The sequence below is a fragment of the Brucella ciceri genome (assembly GCF_041930145.1).
Classification (GTDB): Bacteria; Pseudomonadota; Alphaproteobacteria; order Rhizobiales; family Rhizobiaceae; genus Brucella; species Brucella intermedia.
On sequence record NZ_JBHEEV010000015.1, the window covers coordinates 1 to 17,610 of the forward strand.

Consider the following 17,610-nt stretch of genomic DNA (forward strand, 5'->3'; position numbering starts at 1 on the left):
GCTTACGGCGCCGGCTACTTCTACATCCCAGGCACCGAAACCTGCCTGCGTATCCATGGCTATGTTCGTTACGACGCAGCTGCTGGCCGCGACGCTTACGATGGCTCGGATGCCAAGACCTGGCGCAAGAACACGCGCTTCACGCTGCGTACGTCGACCGCTTCGGAAACCGAACTCGGCACCCTCAAGACCTACACTGAAAACCGTTTCAACTTCACGGACGGCTTCCAGGGCGGTCATACGCTGAACTTCGCTTACATCCAGCTCGGTGGCCTGCGCCTCGGTCTCGATGAGTCGGCCTTCCACACCTTCACCGGTTACCTCGGCGACATCATCAACGACGACGTGGTTGCTGCTGGCGTCTACCGCACCAACCTCATCAGCTACACCTTCACCGGCGGCAACGGCTTCTCGGCCATCCTGTCGCTCGAACAGGGTGGTGACGCATACATCAACCATGACGACTTCATTGATGAAGAAGATCGTCTCGTCTCCAATCGCATTGACGACTACATGCCGCACGTTGTTGGCGGTCTGAAGTTCGCTCAGGGCTGGGGTTCGATCGCAGCTGTTGCAGCTTACGACGCCAACCTCGAAGAATGGGCCGGCAAGGTTCGCCTCGACGTAAACGTCACGGACAAGGTTTCGGTCTGGGTACAGGGCGGCTACTCGTCTTATGAAGACGACATCGGCATGTACGGCAACTGGGGTGGCGATTGGGCCGTCTGGGGTGGCGCAAAGTTCGTCGCTTCGGAAAAGGCAACCATCAACGTTCAGGCTGCTTACGAAGACTGGGGCAAGACCGCAGTTGCTGCAAACGTAGCTTATCAGCTGGTTCCTGGTTTCACGATCACCCCGGAAATCAACTACACCCGTTGGGATAGCGATCATCCGGCTCGTCTGGCCGGTGGCAACAAGGATGCGTTCGGCGGCATCATCCGCTTCCAGCGCTCGTTCTAATCAGATCGACGCTTAAGCGAAAAGCGCCAACGGGAAACCGTTGGCGCACATTCATTTGAAACGATGCTCACGAATGCGTGAATTTTGATCCTTCAGGAATGGGGATTTCGAAAAGGATCGAAAACCGAGGGGAGTGACGGGGGACGACATAAAGCTGGGGGCAAATACGGTCTTTTAGAAAGGTCCAAAGATGTCTCCGCATAAAGTTAGCTCACTTATCTTGTGCTCTGAGAATTATTTCATTAATTGTGCGTCTCATAAAGCTATGGGGGGCGTGCAATGATCGTCGTTGGGGAAACGAAGATCGACATGGGCGACAAGTTTACGCCGATAGTCGACTACAACTTAAAGTATACATCCAGCAAAAGTCCGAACCACCGGCTTGTCGAACAATTTTCGGTGGCGGATCTGACGGGGAAATACATCAACATCCTGTGGGATGACGGGTCACACAAGTATAATGTGAAGTCGTTTCTCGGCGAAATTGACGAGATTCTGAAAGGCGAGCGCTTTTCAGGCTTCGATCAGGAAATGCTTGACTCCGTCATCGGTTCGCTCCGTGAGCGCGGCAACAGCAATGCAACCATCAATAGAAAGATGGCTGCGCTGAGCAAGCTGCTGCGAAAGGCGCATAAGATGGGAGATATCTTCAATTTACCGGAGTTCGTCCGGCAGAAAGAGCGAGTCGGACGCATTCGATTCCTTGAATATGAGGAAGAAAAGCGCCTGTTCGCCGCGATTAAATCGCGCTGCGAAGACAGCTACCGGCTTTCCCTGTTCCTTGTCGACACGGGTTGCCGTCTCGGTGAAGCGATCGGCGTCACCTGGAACGATGTTCAGGATCAGCGGGTTACATTCTGGCTCACCAAGTCGAATCGTAGTCGCACTGTCCCTCTCACCCGGCGTGCACGAAAAGCAGCACATATCCCACATGAGAAGCTTAAAGGTCCCTTCTCGATGCTCAATCAGGTCCGGTTCCGCCAGATCTGGAATGAAGCAAAGATGGAAGTTGGACTGGGTACCGACGATCAGGTCGTTCCGCATATTCTGCGTCATACCTGTGCATCCCGTCTGGTCCGGGGTGGGATCGATATCCGTCGTGTTCAGATGTGGCTGGGCCATCAGACCCTGCAGATGACCATGCGTTATGCGCATTTGGCGACACACGATCTCGATTCATGCGTGAAAGTGCTCGAAGTTCATTGAAACACCTTGGAAAGCTGCGAAACGGCTTTCGGAAGATGTGAGACGGCTATCGGCTGGAATTCATTCCGTCGAACTGATCAAAATGCGTCCGGTGCGACTTCAACACTGTCGGGGATTTGACGGGCAACCTGGGTTGGTGTGGCTTTGATGGTGGCGATGCCCATATTCGGACCTGCGTCCGGATCATTCAGTTTGAGTGGATCTGGAGTTCACTCCAGTCGAACGACTGCCAGCCTGATCGTTGCTTGATTATTCAGCCGACGCAGAATCATTGTGATGGCACCGGCCAATACAAGTTGCTATGCCTTTCTAACCGGAACAGGCGCGGTGACTGACAGCATTATCGGTCGCTCGACTTGTCCGCATTTACAGGACCGAGAATCGACTGGAAATCGTCATGGGATCGCCTCGCCTTACACCGCTCGTTGCAAACCTGCCGTCTACCGTTCCATTTACAGGTCCCGAGACGCTTGAGTTGCAGCGTGGAAAGCCATTCAAAGCGCGAATCGGCGCGAATGAGAGCAGTTTTGGGCCTGCACCTTCCGTCCTCGACGCTATTCAAGCCGAAGCAGGCGAGATCTGGAAGTATGGCGATCCTGAAAATTATGAGCTGCGTCACGCAATTGCGGCACATCACGGCGTAAAGCCCGAAAATATTATGCCGGGAGCCGGCGTGGATGCTTTGCTTGGCCTTGTGGTCAGGCAATATGTTCGGGAAGGCGACAGTGTCATCAACTCGCTTGGTGGCTACCCGACTTTCAACTACCACGTTGCCGGTTACGGCGGCAAACTGGTCACCGTTCCCTATATCGATGACAAGTCCGACCTCGATGGCCTGCTTGCCGCGGCGCGCAAGCAAGATGCAGCGATTTTGTACCTCGCCAACCCTGATAACCCGATGGGGACCTGGCATGAGGGTTCGGATATCCAGTCCTTCATCGAGCGTGTGCCGGAAAGCACGCTGCTCATTCTCGATGAGGCCTATTGTGAAACAGGGCCTGCATCCGCTTTCCCGCCCTTCGAAACCGACCGCCAGAACGTCCTTCGTATGCGCACCTTCTCCAAAGCCTATGGCCTTGCCGGAATTCGGTGCGGTTATGTTGTTGGCAGTGCCGAAGCCATCAAATCCTTCGATAAGATTCGCGATCATTTCGCGGTGAACCGGCTTGCACAGGCGGCAGCTATAGCTGCCCTCAAGGATCAGGCCTACCTGAACACCGTGGTTTCGAGAATAGAGGCCGGGCGGAACCGTATCGCTCAAATCGCCGAGGCCAACGGCCTGTCGGCGATTCCATCGGCCACCAATTTTGTCGCCATCGATTGCGGCAGGGATGGAGCGTTTGCCACGGCCGTTCTCAACGGGCTCATTGCGCGGGACATTTTTGTCCGCAAACCCGGAGCTCCGGTTCTGGATCGCTGCATTCGCGTGAGTGTCGGCGTTGAAGAGCAGCTCGATCTCTTCGCGGCCGCCCTTCCTGCAGCTTTGGAAGATGCCCGCAAGCACGCAGACATTCGCGAAACTGCCTGAACAGTGGAGGTCCAAATTGCAGAAACGATCCGATAGCTGGCCTCAGAATATTCTTTTCAGCACGCTTGCCGGCTTGTGCGGCGCACTTGCGATTGCCGCTTATGCAGGTGCTGCCCACGGAGGAGAGAACCACCTGAGCAATATTGCTCCGCTACTTCTCGGCCATGCGCCTGCCTTCCTCGCGCTGTCGCTGATTGTACCAGGAAGCCGCGTCGCTTATCTGGGCGGGGCATTGCTCGCTTTGGGCCTCGCCTTGTTCTGCGGCGACCTCTTCATGCGCGACATGACGGGTGACCGGCTTTTTCCGATGGCCGCACCAACCGGTGGATCATTGATGATTCTTGGCTGGCTCGTCGTCGCAGTCGCGGGTTGGTTCTCAAGAACCAAATAAAAAGGGGCCGAAAGGCCCCTTCTCGTTCTCATGCGCCGAATAAATCAGGAGTTACCCTTCAGGCGCGCATTGCAGAGGCTGTAATAACCGCCGCCCTTCTGCACCCACTTCAGGCCACCCAGTGCATTGGCGTCCTTCAAGGCGTGGTACTGTTCGAGGCAGGTGTGCATACGAGCCTTGCCAGCGGATTCACTGGAAAACTTCGCCGATACGGCGGTCGGGAACTTCACACCCTTCGGCGCAGCAACCGTCGGCGCCGCGGGTTCGGAATTACCGTCCGTGCTGAGCGCAACCGGATCGGCGCCCGGGCCGCACTCGGCCTTGCGGAAATCGTTCCACTTCGCGCCATTGTCCGTGCCGGCATCCTTCGCCGCCTGATACTTGGCACTGCACTGCTTCATCGTCAGGCCCTTGGCGCTATCGTCTGCTGCAGGTGCAGCGGCGGCCTTCTTGGCTGGAGCAGCAGCTGCGGGCGCAGCCGGAGCTGCGGCGGCATCCGCGTCGTCACCGCACTGCGCCTTGCGGAAATCGTTCCACTTCATGTTGCCAAGCGTGCCGGCATCCTTGGCCGATTGATACTTTGCGCTACATTCCTTCATCGTCAGCGCATTGGCAGGCGAAGAAAAAGCGAATGCGGCGGCACTCATAATAATGGCTGTGCCTGCCATAGCTGTGATGGATCGAATAGACATCTTGTCACTCCTGTCGAATGCAGCTCTTGCAATCACCCGGCATGTTTCATGCCTTGCGATCTTGCTAATATAGAGAAACGGCAGACGTCATCGTTGCTCTGACCCGTTCCGCTTATACGTCAACATTGCGCCTCGCAAAGTTGACTGTCAATCATCTGGGCAATATTACCCTCAACTCCAATACAAATTTTCTAACGGACTTTCTTTGCTCGTTATGGTCATTCGGGTGCCATGAAGTAAAATTATAGTACTTCGCTCCTCATGTCCGATTTTTATTCGAACAGAGTTAAAATCCGGGAACGAGACAGGTGATGAAGCGGATCATGATCATTGGCGGCGCCGGTTCCGGAAAATCAAGCCTTGCGCGTGCGCTCGGCGACATTACCGGCTTACCGGTCGTTCATATCGATACCCTCTATTGGCAGCCCGGCTGGGTGATGCGGCCGCGTGACGAGATCGGTCGTCTCACCATCGAAGCGGCAGATCGGGATGCATGGATATTCGAAGGCAATCATAGCGAAACTATGGATTATCGAGCCTCACGAGCGGATATGCTCATTTTTCTCGATATATCGACCGGACGGCGGCTATGGCGGGTCGTGAAAAGGACGCTAAAGCATTATGGCCGCTCCCGTCCGGATATGGCGAAAGGCTGCGTGGAGCGTTTCGACTGGGACTTCCTGAAATGGGTGGCGGGCTATCGCAAGAACGGTCGCATTCGTGCGCTCGCCTTTCTGGACAAGGCGCCCCCGCACCTCGTAAAGCACCATTTGCGCAGCCCGCGTGAAGTGGAACGCTTTCTGTCGCGGGTGAAGCGCGAAATAAAATAAAACAATCCCCCCTTCCGATAGCGACAAATCCACAAAGTCGACCGCGAAATAACAATATTTCAAGCGGTGCGAAGGGCCGAGGCGACTGTTATATTTGGCCGTCTCCCAAGACTTTACGCTGCGTGCCACGGCCTAGCCATCTGCACAGCGCGAATGCATGACACACCGGATTTCTTTCCGGCACCATAATCCTCTTGCCGGTTTGCCGGCTTTTCGCTGTTCTGGAGTTTGCCCGTGGCCGATATCGCTGATAACGCCGCCCCGCTCATCGATGCGTCAAAATCCGCCGCGCCGGACCGCCACCGTCTCTATGAAGATGCGATGGCGATGCTGATCGGCACATCCTTCATCGCGCTCGGCATTACACTTTACAGCCAGGCCACGCTGATGACCGGCAGCACCGCCGGTATTGCACTGCTCATCCAGTATGCGACGGGTGCAGAATTCGGATTGCTTTATTTCCTGATCAATCTGCCGTTCTATTATTTCGCCGTGCGGCGGATGGGCTGGGCGTTCACTATCAGAACTTTCGTCGCGGTGGCGATGATGTCGGGCTTTGCCCGGTTGATGCCGCTCAGCGTCGATTTCTCAAGCGTCCATCCGCTTTTCGCGGCACTCATGGGCGGCACGCTAATTGGCATGGGCGTGCTGGCGCTTTTCCGGCATCGTTCCGGCGTCGGCGGCGTCAACATTCTCGCGCTCTATCTGCAGGATACTTATGGGATAAGAGCAGGCTGGTTTCAGCTCGGCCTCGATGGCGTGATCATGCTGGCATCGCTGTTCTTTATTCCGTGGGAAAATATGTTGCTTTCGCTGATCGGCGCCATTGCGATGAACCTCATCATCGCGATCAACCACAAGCCCGGTAGATATCTCGGCATAAGCTGAACAACAAAAAGCCGCCCGAAAGGCGGCTTTTGTCACGAAAGATAACTCGTCAGTGGGTGGTCATCCACTCGCGCGCGCCACGCAGGGCTGCAGCCAGTTCGCCCTTGCTCATCGTGGCCGCTACCTGATTGCGCATGCGGGCGGCCTTTTCGCTACCGCGGATGGCGGCGATATTCAGCCACTTGTGGGCTTCCACAACGTCGATCTCGCAATCACGGCCGATAGCGTATTTCATGCCCATTTCCAGAAGAATGCGATCCTGTGCAACTGCGCTGTTCTTATGCGTAAAGCTCTGAAACTGTGCCATTTTCTTTGTCCCTGTTAAATCCCGAGAACCGTCCGGTCTTTATTTTCAAAGCTTGATTTCATTGCTTTGAAACTGCCGTCTCTGTCGTTCCGTTCATGCTTTCAAATCTACGGGAAAGGGTTGAAATGCACGTTAAATCGGATGCTTAACGAGCGACCAACAAAATCCGAACAAGGGGTAAACTTGGGATTTTATTAAACATGCAAGTGCCGCCGATTGCTGGATTTTTGCAAAAATTCGATTCAAATGCTCTTCGTCGAACGAAACCAGTTGCTAACTATAGACAACATTCAAACGCAGCCATCCGTATAGAAGCAGGCTGTTTCACGGATGATTTGCAGGTGCAACTATCCTCTTCCGCTCGGTCTAAAACTATATTACGTTTACGTTTGCGTAAGTTTGGCAGGTGGTCGAGGAGGCTTCTGTTTCAAACCTCAGAGCGCAGAACAGCGGTTTCATCGCTGCAACCGGCAATGCCGGGCCAGCGGCGACTTGGGAGGAACGAATGATCCGCACATTTATTCTTGGAATGACGCTTGCAGCCACTTTTGCCGCTCCTGCCCTTGCCGAGGAAGGAATTGTCGGCACATGGAAGCGCCCCAACGGTACGATCATCAGCTATGCATCCTGCGGCGCCAACAAGTTTTGCGGTACGGTGCAGACGGGCGAGTACAAAGGCAAGTCCATCGGCACGATGTCCGGCACCGGGGGCAGCTACAAGGGTGAAGTCAACAAGCTCGACGAAGGCAAGACCTATACCGGCAAGGCCAGTGTCAAAGGCAACACGCTCTCGCTTTCCGGCTGCGTGATGGGCGGCCTGATCTGCAAGAGCGAGAGCCTCACGCGCCAGTAATTTCGCCGGCATAGGAATCGAAAAGGGCGGCCCGGGGGCTGCCCTTTCTATGTTCGCCTCAGCGTGCCTTCTGGCCGAAGAGGATTTTCTGGGCTTCCTTGTCGGTTGCCAGATTGGACTTCTCCCGCTCCTCTTTTCCCACAAGCAGGCCGCGCTGCACTGCCGGACGAGCGTTCATCGTCTCATGCCAGCGCTTCAGGTTCGGGAAATCATCAAGGTTCTGGTCATAGTTCTTGTAGGCGTTGATCCAGCCTATCGAGGCCATGTCGGCAATCGAATATTCGCCCGCGATATATTCCTTGCCTTCCAGCTGCCTGTTCAGCACACCATAGAGGCGATTGACTTCGTTGGTATAGCGGTCGATCCCGTACTGAACCTTTTCCGGCGCGTAGATACGGAAATGCCCCGCCTGCCCCGACATTGGGCCAAGGCCGCCCATCTGCCACATCAGCCATTCATCGACGGCCACGCGCTTGCGCTCGTCAGTGGGATAGAACTTGCCGAATTTGCGCCCGAGATATTGCAGGATTGCACCGGACTCGAAAACCGAAATCGGTTCGCCGCCCGGACCTTCGGGGTCGATGATGGCGGGCATGCGATTGTTCGGAGCAATCTTCAAAAAGTCGGGCTGAAACTGATCGCCCTTGCCGATGTTGACATATTTAACCTCATAGGGAACGCCCAATTCTTCCAGCATGATGCTGATCTTGAAGCCATTCGGCGTGGGCCAGTAATACAATTCGATGGGCTTGGTCTGTTGGGCCATGGGCTCTCTCCCGCTGATCCTGAAGTTGCGCGGGACAAGGTCCCGCATTCCAATGATGGGAAACATAAGAGCCTTTCGAACAGGCACAAGAGCCCCGTGCCGCAATAAACGGAACATCAATATTTTTGAACGCCGCATGAACGACGCTCTCAGGGGCGGTTCAGGCGCGGTCGCTAAATTGGCGAGGGAGAACGGAAATCTGAACGGCTTTGGGGTCAGTGGTATGCTTCGTCGTTTAACAATTGTCTGCCTGATGATCGCTGGCTTTGCGGCTGTCGCCAGCATTTTCGTCGACCAGCGATACAATGTGTATCGGGACCAGCCGGTGATCGGGCCTGTCGCCGCATTCACCCAGAAGCACGCCGGAGAACGGCAATGAGGCGAACCCAGGTCATCGCCGCAATCGCGCTTCGTGTTTTCCTTTTCACGGCCATTTTCACGGGTCCGGCAGCCACCTTCGCCTATACGCAGATCGGTCAGCATTCCCAGATGAGCGGCATCGGCCTCGTACTTTACGTAAGCCTGCAGCGCGCCGCATAAACTGGGTCATGTCATGGTCATAGACTTTGCTATACTGGCGTCCTGATTCTGGAATTTGCATTGGGCTGATATATCCAGCGAGACGCAAATTTCAGAAGCAAAGAGACACTAGCAGCGTGGTTTCCTAGTGTCGTTTCGATCTCGAAGTTCGGTTGCGACGACGATATCGAAACACAGGCGAACTTCGAGATCACGACACCAGGCCATGACACAGCGAATCGAACATCCATTTCTGACTGAGATCAAAACACCGCCGACGGTTGACCCGGAGGTTTTCACCGATGCCGGTGCGGCGGTTGCCGCCCTGCAGAAACTCTATGATCGCAACACGGCCTTCCTGCGCGACGCGTTCGAGAAGGTTGCGCGCGGCGAGGTCCCGGCGCAGCGTTACCGTGCCTATTATCCGGAAATATGTCTGTCCACGTCCAGCTTCGCGCATGTGGATTCGCGGCTGGCTTATGGGCACGTCTCGACGCCGGGCGATTATTCCGCAAACATCACGCGCCCCGATCTGTTCGATCATTACCTGAACGAGCAGATTCGCCTTCTGATGCGCAATCACGGTGTGACCGTGACGGTGAAGGAATCCTCGACGCCAATTCCGATCCATTTCGCCTTCAGGGAAGGCACCTATGTCGAGGCTTCTGTCGCGAGCGCCTTCACGCATCCGCTGCGTGATCTGTTCGACGTACCCGATCTTGCTGCAACGGATGACAAGATCGTCAATGCAGACTTCGAGCCCGCACCGGGCGAACCGATGCCGCTTGCGCCATTCACCGCCCAGCGCGTCGATTATTCGCTGCATCGGCTGGCGCATTATACGGCGACAAGCCCCGCGCATTTCCAGAACTTCGTGCTGTTCACCAACTACCAGTTCTATATGGACGAGTTCTGCGCCTATGCCCGCGAATTGATGGCAGAGGGCGGCGGCGGTTACGAACGGTTCGTGGAGCCGGGAAACATCGTCACGCTGGCGGGAGAAACCGCACCCAGCAACGGCAATCCGCTCCAACGCCTGCCCCAGATGCCCGCTTATCACCTGCAGCGGGCAGACCATTCGGGTATCACAATGGTCAATATTGGTGTCGGCCCATCCAATGCCAAAACCATTACCGATCATATCGCGGTGCTTCGCCCGCATGCGTGGCTGATGCTCGGTCACTGCGCGGGACTGCGCAACAGCCAGCAGCTCGGCGACTATGTTCTGGCGCACGCCTACATGCGTGAAGACCATGTACTGGACGATGACCTCCCGGTCTGGGTGCCTTTGCCGGCGCTTGCGGAAATTCAGGTCGCACTTGAAGAAGCCGTAGAGGAAATCACCGGCCTGCAAGGCTATGACCTCAAACAGATCATGCGCACCGGTACGGTCGCGACCATCGACAATCGCAACTGGGAACTGCGAGACCAGCGCGGCCCGGTACAGCGCCTTTCGCAAGCGCGCGCGGTCGCACTCGATATGGAGTCTGCCACGATTGCCGCGAACGGGTTCCGCTTCCGCGTGCCTTACGGCACGCTGCTTTGTGTTTCCGACAAGCCGCTGCATGGCGAGTTGAAACTGCCGGGCATGGCGACCGAATTCTACAAGCGGCAAGTGGCGCAGCATCTGCGCATCGGCATCCGGGCGATGGAAAAGATCGCGGCCATGCCGGATGAGCGGCTGCATTCCCGCAAGCTCCGCAGCTTCTATGAGACGGCTTTCCAGTGAGGCAGGGAATAGGTGAGTAAGGCAACAGGGCAGTAGGGCAGTAGGGCAGTATGTGAGTTAGCGCTCTAACATACTGCCTTATGCTTCTACTGCCTTACTGCCCTCACCTTCATCATCACGCCGCAATCGACACCTATGGGAATTTTCATGTCGAAAAGCCGTGAAAACCTTTCATTCCTGTTGCTGCTGGCTGCCGTTGCGCTGTCTGTCCCGCTCGTGCTTGGATTTCTGGGGGCAGTGCATCCGGCTCTCGATTCCTTCTCGCACTTCAGAGCCCATATCGCCGTCCTGCTGGCAGTGCTGACCTTGCCCTTGCTTTTCACCGGGATGCGGCGTGAAGCGGCTATGCTCCTGCTTTTTGCGGTCATGGCTCTCAGCACGACTATCGGTGCCGCACGCGATTTCCTCAGCGGGTCCACCGGCGCACAGGCAGACGAACAGGCTGGCGCGCGCTATAGCCTCGTCCAGATCAATCTGCGCGAAGACAATCCTGAGCCGAAACGCATTCTCCAGATGATCGCGCGCGAGAAGCCCGACGTCATCACCTATGAGGAAGCGAGCGACCAATGGACGAAATGGCTCACCATCCTCCAGGGTTCTTATCCCTACCATCTTAATTGCGCTGACGACCCCAATACCTGGGGCGTGGGAATCCTGTCCAAGCGGCCTTTCAGCGAAGAGGCGCAGACGGCCTGCGTCGGTGACGGCTTGCTGGCAATCGCGCCGATCAACTTCGCCGGAACCACCGTGCACGTGGCGGCCATTCACTTTTCATGGCCATGGCCGCGCTGGCAGCCGCATCAGCTCCGCTATATTGAACCGGAATTGCAGAAGCTGAACGGTCCACTGATCATTGCTGGCGATTTCAATGCGGCTCCGTGGAGCAATGCCGTTCGCCGGGTCGAATACGCCTCCGGAGCCCGCCATTTGACCGGTATCGGCGGCACGTGGATGACGCACTTGCTGCCTGTTACGCTGGCGCCCTATATCGGCCTGCCGATTGATCAGATACTCGTAAGCCCCGAAATCGGAGGGGCGAAGGTTTCGGCCCGCGAGGACGCCGGCTCCGATCACCTGCCGGTGCGGCTCGAGTTTTCCGTTCCGCCGCCTGTTCGACCCGATGAAGAAGAACCGGAAACGCAGTCCGTGATGCTTCAATAAAAAAAGGCGGTCCGGAACCGCCTTTTTCTTTTACATGTTCACGTAAACCGGTCCTTCGCCGACACTCCCTTAAACGCATTTTCGAAATGCAAAACCGGCACCCGCTTTTGCTGGAAATGCCCGGACGGCGGACGAGACGGACGCCGTTTCCGCAAACATCACATGTTTACGTAAACAGGTCCTTCGCCGCCCTGTGGCGGCACCCAGTTGATGTTCTGGTTCGGATCCTTGATGTCGCATGTCTTGCAGTGCACGCAGTTCTGCGCGTTGATGACGAACCGCACGTCCTTTGCCTGCGGATCGGCAGCGGCGTTACCGTCCGCATCCACCCATTCATAGACGCCCGCAGGGCAGTAGCGTGTCGACGGACCTGCAAAAACATCGTGCTCGGAAGTCTGCTGCAGTTTCATGTCAGCGACCTGGAGATGCACGGGCTCGTTCTCATCATGGTTCGTGTTCGACAGGAACACCGACGACAGCCGGTCGAACGTCAGAACACCGTCCGGTTTCGGATAGTCGATCTTCGTGTGCTTTGCGGCCGGTTCCAGCGACTGCGCATCGGTCTTGCCGTGTTTCAGCGTCCCAAAGATGGAGAAGCCGAACAACTGGTTGGTCCACATGTCGATACCGCCGAGCGCTACGCCGACAATCGTGCCGAACTTCGACCACAACGGCTTGACGTTGCGCACGCGCTTCAGATCCTTGCCGATCAGGCTCGAACGCCAGTTGTTTTCGATCTCCACCGGCTCGTCATTGGCGCGGCCCGCTGCAATTGCTTCTGCGATCTTGTCGGCGGCGAGAATGCCCGACAGAACTGCATTGTGGCTGCCCTTGATGCGCGGCACGTTGACCAGACCAGCCGAGCAGCCGATGAGCGCACCGCCCGGGAACGAAAGCTTCGGTACCGACTGGAAACCGCCTTCGGTAATCGCACGTGCACCGTAGGAAAGACGTTTGCCGCCCTCGAATACGTCGCGAATGGCCGGGTGCGTCTTGAAGCGCTGAAATTCCTCAAATGGCGACAGATACGGGTTTTTGTAGTTGAGGTGCAGCACGAAGCCGACCGCAACCATATTATCTTCCAGATGATAAAGGAACGAGCCGCCGCCGGTCTTCATGTCGAGCGGCCAGCCGAATGAGTGTTGGACCAGACCCGGCTTGTGCCTGGAAGGGTCGACCTGCCACAGTTCCTTGAGGCCGATACCGTATTTGGCCGGTTCGCGACCTTCATCAAGCTTGAACTTCGAGATCAAATGCTTGGCAAGCGAGCCGCGTGCGCCCTCGCCGACCAGCGTATATTTGCCGAGCAGTGCCATGCCGCGCGTATAGTTCGGCCCGTGCGTTCCGTCGCGTTCAACGCCCATATCGCCCGTGGCGACGCCGATGACCGCGCCTTCATCATTATAGAGCACTTCGGTTGCCGCGAAGCCCGGATAGATTTCGACACCCAGTTCTTCGGCCTTCGTGCCAAGCCAGCGGCAGACATTGCCGAGTGACACGATGTAATTGCCGTGATTGTTCATCAAAGGCGGCATGGCAAAATTTGGCAGGCGCACCGATCCAGCAGGCCCCAGAACAAGGAAATGATCAGCCGTCACCGGCGTCTTGAACGGATGTCCCTCTTCCTCGCGCCAGCCCGGCAGAAGCTGGTCGATACCCACGGGATCGACGACAGCGCCGGAAAGAATATGCGCGCCGACTTCCCCGCCCTTTTCGAGGACAACGACGGAAAGCTCCGGATTCGCCTGTTTCAAACGGATTGCCGCAGCAAGGCCCGCCGGGCCTGCGCCGACGATCACAACGTCGAACTCCATGCTCTCGCGTTCGGGAAGCTCCTGATTTGCATATTCTGGGGCTTCAGACATTCATCCCTCCGTCCGGTGTAATATCGTCTTCTCACTAAGATAGCCCAGACGACACATCCAATTGTTTTTGTGCATGATCTGATCGCGAATATCCATGAACCGACTGCCCGTCAGCACTGGCGGCACACGAAAGACCTGCCGTTTCCCCGTATTCCGCCTTACCCTGTCGCAGAGTTGGAGACTGTCGCAAATGCGTCCAATTGTCCAAAACGGGCGTCTTACGTCGTCAAATATCTTTACCTTAACGTAAACGTCAAATCTATTCCATTCAAGAAGCTGCGATGAGCATTTGTCCGAACGGTAGGGAAGCATGACTTCATGTCATATTGAGGGTTCTGGTCAAGCCCGCGCAGGAAAGTGGGCACGAACCGGAACTAATGGGCCAAACACCTCCAAAATCTGAACAGGGCTATTGCATTCACCCGCAAAATTCGCCACCTCAAAGGTGAGGTAGATAATGGCTGAAAATCGCGAAACGCTGGATATTGAAGGTTTGCTACGCTTCTATGCAGAAGCGGGCGTCGACATGCCGCTTTCCGAAACGCCGATAGATCGGTTTGCCGAGCCGCAATGCCCTGCCCCGACCCAGCCCGCCATGCAGACGCCAAGCGCGCCTGAGCGCCCCCGGCAGCAGCCCCGCCCCGCACCAGCGCCTGCTCCCACCAGCAGACCTGTTCAAGCTGCGGCCGATCTTCCCGATACGGCGCAGATTGCGCTTGCGCGCGAAGCGGCGGCGCAGGCTTCAACGCTGGACGAACTGCGGGAAAAGCTTGCCGCATTCGATGGCTGCAATCTGAAATTCACAGCGAAGAACCTTTGCTTTGCCGATGGCGATCCATCCTCCGACATCATGTTCATCGGCGAAGCGCCCGGACGGGACGAGGATATGGAAGGGTTGCCGTTCGTCGGAAAATCCGGCCAGCTTCTCAATCGCATGATCGAATCCATCGGTCTGAAGCGGGAAAGCGTCTATATCGCCAACACGATCCCGTGGCGTCCGCCGGGCAATCGTACACCGACGCCGCTTGAAACAGAGCTTTGCCGGCCTTTCATTGAAAGGCAGATCGAGCTTGCCGCGCCCAAGGTTCTGGTTGCGCTGGGCGGACCGGCGGGCAAGGCGCTCACCGGTGCGACGGAAGGCATCCTGCGGCTGCGCGGCAACTGGAAGATTCATCGGACACCATCCGGCATCGAAATCCCCGTCATGCCGACGCTGCATCCGGCCTATCTTCTGCGCACTCCGGCGCAGAAACGTTTCGCCTGGCGTGATTTTCTGGCCGTGAAGTTGAAATTGGCCGAATTGACGAGTTGATAACCGGATATTTCAGTGGCATCGGCAAGGACCCGGGCGGCATTGTCACCAACATGCCGCAAACATGGTCTATTCCGCCGCTTGCCAAAGCGCCTATCGGCGACATGTAGCCCTAAATTCTGGTTCATAGAGCGGAAAGCGCTCTATCTGTTTGTTTATGCATTGTCCGACGCAAAGCCGCTTCGCACTTTTGCTGGAAATGCTCGAGTGGAGTTTTTCATGGCTGGCCAGCTCCTGCCCATAGCCGCTTTGCTTGCAAGCACCTTCCTCATGCTGCTTGCAGGCGGCCTTGCGGGCATTCTTCTGCCTCTGCGCGGCGGCATGGAAGGCTGGTCGACCACGACCATCGGCTGGATGGGCACGAGCTACTCCTTCGCTTTCACGATTGGCTGCATCGTGGTGCCGCATCTGGTGCGGCGCGTGGGGCATGTTCGGGTTTTCTCCGCGCTGCTGACACTGCTTTCGATGGCGCTTCTCTTGCATGCACTGCTCGTCAACCCCGTCGCATGGATGATCTTCCGCGGCGTCGCCGGCTTTTCACTCGCGGGCAGCTACATGATTATCGAAAGCTGGCTGAACGAGCGCGTGACCAATGAATCGCGCGGCCGCATCTTCTCGATCTATATGATCATCACCATGCTCGGCCTGCTCTGCGGACAGTATATCCTGCCGTTCGGCGATGCAGGAACCCAGACGCTCTTCATCATCTGCGCCATCATCTATGCCAGCGCACTGCTTCCGACCGCCCTTTCAAGCGCGCAATCGCCCAATCCGCTGACGCAGGTTTCGCTCGACCTCAAGGGGCTTTACCGACGGTCGCCCGCTGCTGCTGTGGGCTCGCTGATCGCCGGTATCGTTGCGGGCACGTGGAATTTCCTCGCTGCCATTTACGGCGAGATGAATGGCCTTTCCACCTTCGGCATTGCGACCATGCTTGCCTGCGCCATGATCGGCGGTGCGATCTTCCAGTATCCGCTTGGCCGGGGGTCAGACTTCGTGGACCGTCGCTATGTGATGGTGATAGCCGGGATCATCGGCTTTGTCCTGTCGTTGGTGATGGTACTGTTCCATCCCACTTCGCCCACAGCGCTCTACATCATGATGTTTCTGTTCGGTTCGGTGATTTATCCGATCTATAGCCTGAACGTCGCCCATGCCAACGACTATGCAGACGCCAGCGAATTCGTGAAGGTTTCCGGTGGATTGCTGATCATCTACGGCGTGGGCAGTGTCATCGGCCCCGCACTTTCCGGCCCGTTGATGGATCTGATCGGCGCTTCGGGCTTTTTCGTGACCATGGCTCTCGCTTACGCCCTATATGGCCTGCACGCGTTCTGGCGCATCCGCCGCTTCGAGCGTCCGGCCATCAGCGACCAGAAGACCGAGTACAAGTTCCATACGCCGGACGGCCAGTCCACGCCGGAGACCATGCAGCTCGACCCCCGCGCAGAAGGCGCACCTGGCCAGAGTTGATTACTGCGTTTGCGGCGCATTCACCTTGTGCGGCGCTATGGAAAGCTTGTGCTCGCGATAGATGATGAAACCGCCAGCCGCCATGACGATGGCGCTGCCTGTCAGCATTTCCAGAGTCGGGATGTCGCCGAACAGCAGGAACCCGATGGCAAGCCCCAGCAGCATCGATGTGTATTCGAAAGGGGCAATGGTCGACATGGGCGCGTGGCGATAACATTCGGTCAGAAGGATCTGCCCGACCCCACCGGCAAAACCGGCCCCTATCAGCATGGCAAGCTGCGCCCAGCTTGGTACGATCCAGCCGAATGGAAAGCTCGCCAGGGAGATGACGCTCGCCGATATGGAAAAATAGATCACGATGGTCGATGTGCGTTCAGTCTGCACAAGATGGCGCACAAGCATCATGGCTACCGCGGACATGACCGCTCCACCGAGGGCGGCAAGGGCACCGATGGCTTCTTCAAACCCTAGATCGCCGCCAGAGAACACCGTCAGCCGCGGCCATATGATGAACGTTACCCCGCCGAGCCCGATGAGCACCGCGCTCCAGCGATAAAGCCGCACCACTTCGTGCAGGACGACCGCGCCAAGAATGACGCTGATCAGCGGCGAAGCGTAATTGATGGCGATTGCTTCCGGCAACGGCAACTTGGTTAGAGCGAAAAAGCTCATCGACATGGAACAGACGCCGACCAACCCGCGCCAGAAATGGCTGAAACCGTTCTGCGTGCGGAATACGCCCGAAAGTTGCCCGCGCCAGGCCAGATAGAGCAATATCGCGAAGATAGCGAAGAACGACCGGAAGAAGATCAGTTGCCCGACCGGCACGCCATCAGTCGCCTTCAGCAAGGTGGACATGGCGACGAAAACGGCAACGGAAGCGATTTTGAGACCGATGCCAAGCATCGGGTTCGTTTCAAGATGGGCAGCCTCGACAGGCGCGCTCGCATGAGCGTTCACAACGCAATTCCTTAAAATATGATGCGCAGCTACACCCGAAATATTCGCGTGCCCGTCTTTCTTATTCCTGTTTGTGACACAGCACCAGTAGCTCAAAGGTCAAGTCGAAAAATATTTGGTAAAACATACCCCTGCTGCAAAGCCGGGCTGGTTGTTCTGGAATTAAGTTT

The 17,610-nt window shown here is 56.6% G+C and carries 18 protein-coding genes; 13 read left to right on the plus strand and 5 right to left on the minus strand.

The features are described from left to right. From JNC63_RS20255 to JNC63_RS20270, 4 genes are all read left to right on the plus strand, one after another. Positions 1 to 960 (plus strand): porin (locus JNC63_RS20255; protein WP_374846717.1); only part of this gene is annotated, 960 nt, incomplete at its 5' end. Positions 961 to 1,239: 279 nt separating this feature from the next. Beyond that, positions 1,240 to 2,166: a tyrosine-type recombinase/integrase gene (locus JNC63_RS20260; RefSeq protein WP_006472670.1), complete on the plus strand. Its 927-nt coding sequence runs from the start codon at positions 1,240 to 1,242 to the stop codon at positions 2,164 to 2,166. A 397-nt stretch (positions 2,167 to 2,563) separates the two neighbouring features. Continuing rightward, positions 2,564 to 3,694 (plus strand): pyridoxal phosphate-dependent aminotransferase, encoded by a 1,131-nt coding sequence (locus tag JNC63_RS20265; protein ID WP_006472671.1) that lies wholly within the window; start codon positions 2,564 to 2,566, stop codon positions 3,692 to 3,694. 16 nt (positions 3,695 to 3,710) lie between these two features. Next, positions 3,711 to 4,085, plus strand: a complete 375-nt coding sequence (locus JNC63_RS20270; RefSeq protein ID WP_006472672.1) for a DUF423 domain-containing protein — start codon at positions 3,711 to 3,713, stop codon at positions 4,083 to 4,085. 44 nt (positions 4,086 to 4,129) lie between these two features. On the opposite strand, the gene JNC63_RS20275 is transcribed toward JNC63_RS20270, so the two are convergent. After that, positions 4,130 to 4,777 carry a hypothetical protein gene (locus tag JNC63_RS20275; RefSeq protein ID WP_025091294.1) on the minus strand — a complete coding sequence of 216 codons (648 nt, stop codon included), beginning with the start codon at positions 4,775 to 4,777 and terminating at the stop codon, positions 4,130 to 4,132. A 311-nt stretch (positions 4,778 to 5,088) separates the two neighbouring features. Here JNC63_RS20275 and JNC63_RS20280 point away from each other — a divergent pair, with 311 nt between their 5' ends. Both JNC63_RS20280 and JNC63_RS20285 read left to right on the plus strand, forming a co-directional pair. After that, a complete protein-coding gene (locus tag JNC63_RS20280) occupies positions 5,089 to 5,607 on the plus strand; it encodes a P-loop NTPase family protein (protein ID WP_006472673.1) in 519 nt (172 codons plus the stop codon). A 234-nt stretch (positions 5,608 to 5,841) separates the two neighbouring features. Next, on the plus strand, positions 5,842 to 6,495 hold the full coding sequence (locus JNC63_RS20285) for a YitT family protein (RefSeq protein WP_006466363.1): 654 nt from the start codon (positions 5,842 to 5,844) through the stop codon (positions 6,493 to 6,495). A gap of 49 nt (positions 6,496 to 6,544) precedes the next feature. On the opposite strand, the gene JNC63_RS20290 is transcribed toward JNC63_RS20285, so the two are convergent. Next, positions 6,545 to 6,802, minus strand: coding sequence for a sel1 repeat family protein (locus tag JNC63_RS20290; RefSeq protein WP_063882653.1), 258 nt, complete (start codon positions 6,800 to 6,802; stop codon positions 6,545 to 6,547). Between the two features lie 505 nt (positions 6,803 to 7,307). Between JNC63_RS20290 and JNC63_RS20295 the strand changes: the two genes are divergently transcribed. Continuing rightward, positions 7,308 to 7,655: a DUF2147 domain-containing protein gene (locus JNC63_RS20295; RefSeq protein WP_006472674.1), complete on the plus strand. Its 348-nt coding sequence runs from the start codon at positions 7,308 to 7,310 to the stop codon at positions 7,653 to 7,655. Positions 7,656 to 7,713: 58 nt separating this feature from the next. On the opposite strand, the gene JNC63_RS20300 is transcribed toward JNC63_RS20295, so the two are convergent. After that, positions 7,714 to 8,421: a glutathione binding-like protein gene (locus JNC63_RS20300; RefSeq protein ID WP_021587888.1), complete on the minus strand. Its 708-nt coding sequence runs from the start codon at positions 8,419 to 8,421 to the stop codon at positions 7,714 to 7,716. A 136-nt stretch (positions 8,422 to 8,557) separates the two neighbouring features. Here JNC63_RS20300 and JNC63_RS20305 point away from each other — a divergent pair, with 136 nt between their 5' ends. From JNC63_RS20305 to JNC63_RS20320, 4 genes are all read left to right on the plus strand, one after another. Further along, positions 8,558 to 8,800, plus strand: coding sequence for a hypothetical protein (locus tag JNC63_RS20305; RefSeq protein ID WP_006472676.1), 243 nt, complete (start codon positions 8,558 to 8,560; stop codon positions 8,798 to 8,800). Next, positions 8,797 to 8,961, plus strand: coding sequence for a hypothetical protein (locus JNC63_RS20310; protein WP_006472677.1), 165 nt, complete (start codon positions 8,797 to 8,799; stop codon positions 8,959 to 8,961). Before JNC63_RS20305 ends, JNC63_RS20310 begins: the two co-directional genes overlap by 4 nt. A gap of 205 nt (positions 8,962 to 9,166) precedes the next feature. Then, positions 9,167 to 10,669 (plus strand): AMP nucleosidase, encoded by a 1,503-nt coding sequence (locus JNC63_RS20315; protein WP_006472678.1) that lies wholly within the window; start codon positions 9,167 to 9,169, stop codon positions 10,667 to 10,669. A 147-nt stretch (positions 10,670 to 10,816) separates the two neighbouring features. Next, positions 10,817 to 11,830 carry an endonuclease/exonuclease/phosphatase family protein gene (locus JNC63_RS20320; RefSeq protein ID WP_235693798.1) on the plus strand — a complete coding sequence of 338 codons (1,014 nt, stop codon included), beginning with the start codon at positions 10,817 to 10,819 and terminating at the stop codon, positions 11,828 to 11,830. A gap of 158 nt (positions 11,831 to 11,988) precedes the next feature. Here JNC63_RS20320 and JNC63_RS20325 read toward each other — a convergent pair whose 3' ends face one another. After that, a complete protein-coding gene (locus tag JNC63_RS20325) occupies positions 11,989 to 13,695 on the minus strand; it encodes an electron transfer flavoprotein-ubiquinone oxidoreductase (RefSeq protein ID WP_374846719.1) in 1,707 nt (568 codons plus the stop codon). A 457-nt stretch (positions 13,696 to 14,152) separates the two neighbouring features. Between JNC63_RS20325 and JNC63_RS20330 the strand changes: the two genes are divergently transcribed. Then, positions 14,153 to 15,007 carry a uracil-DNA glycosylase gene (locus tag JNC63_RS20330; protein ID WP_063882657.1) on the plus strand — a complete coding sequence of 285 codons (855 nt, stop codon included), beginning with the start codon at positions 14,153 to 14,155 and terminating at the stop codon, positions 15,005 to 15,007. 219 nt (positions 15,008 to 15,226) lie between these two features. After that, complete coding sequence (locus JNC63_RS20335; RefSeq protein WP_063882737.1) at positions 15,227 to 16,480, plus strand: MFS transporter; 1,254 nt, start codon at positions 15,227 to 15,229, stop codon at positions 16,478 to 16,480. Here JNC63_RS20335 and JNC63_RS20340 read toward each other — a convergent pair whose 3' ends face one another. Next, the gene (locus JNC63_RS20340; RefSeq protein ID WP_063882659.1) at positions 16,481 to 17,440 is read right to left on the minus strand and encodes a DMT family transporter; all 960 of its coding nucleotides are present in this window, start codon (positions 17,438 to 17,440) and stop codon (positions 16,481 to 16,483) included. It lies immediately after the preceding gene. Positions 17,441 to 17,610: the final 170 nt, after the last annotated feature.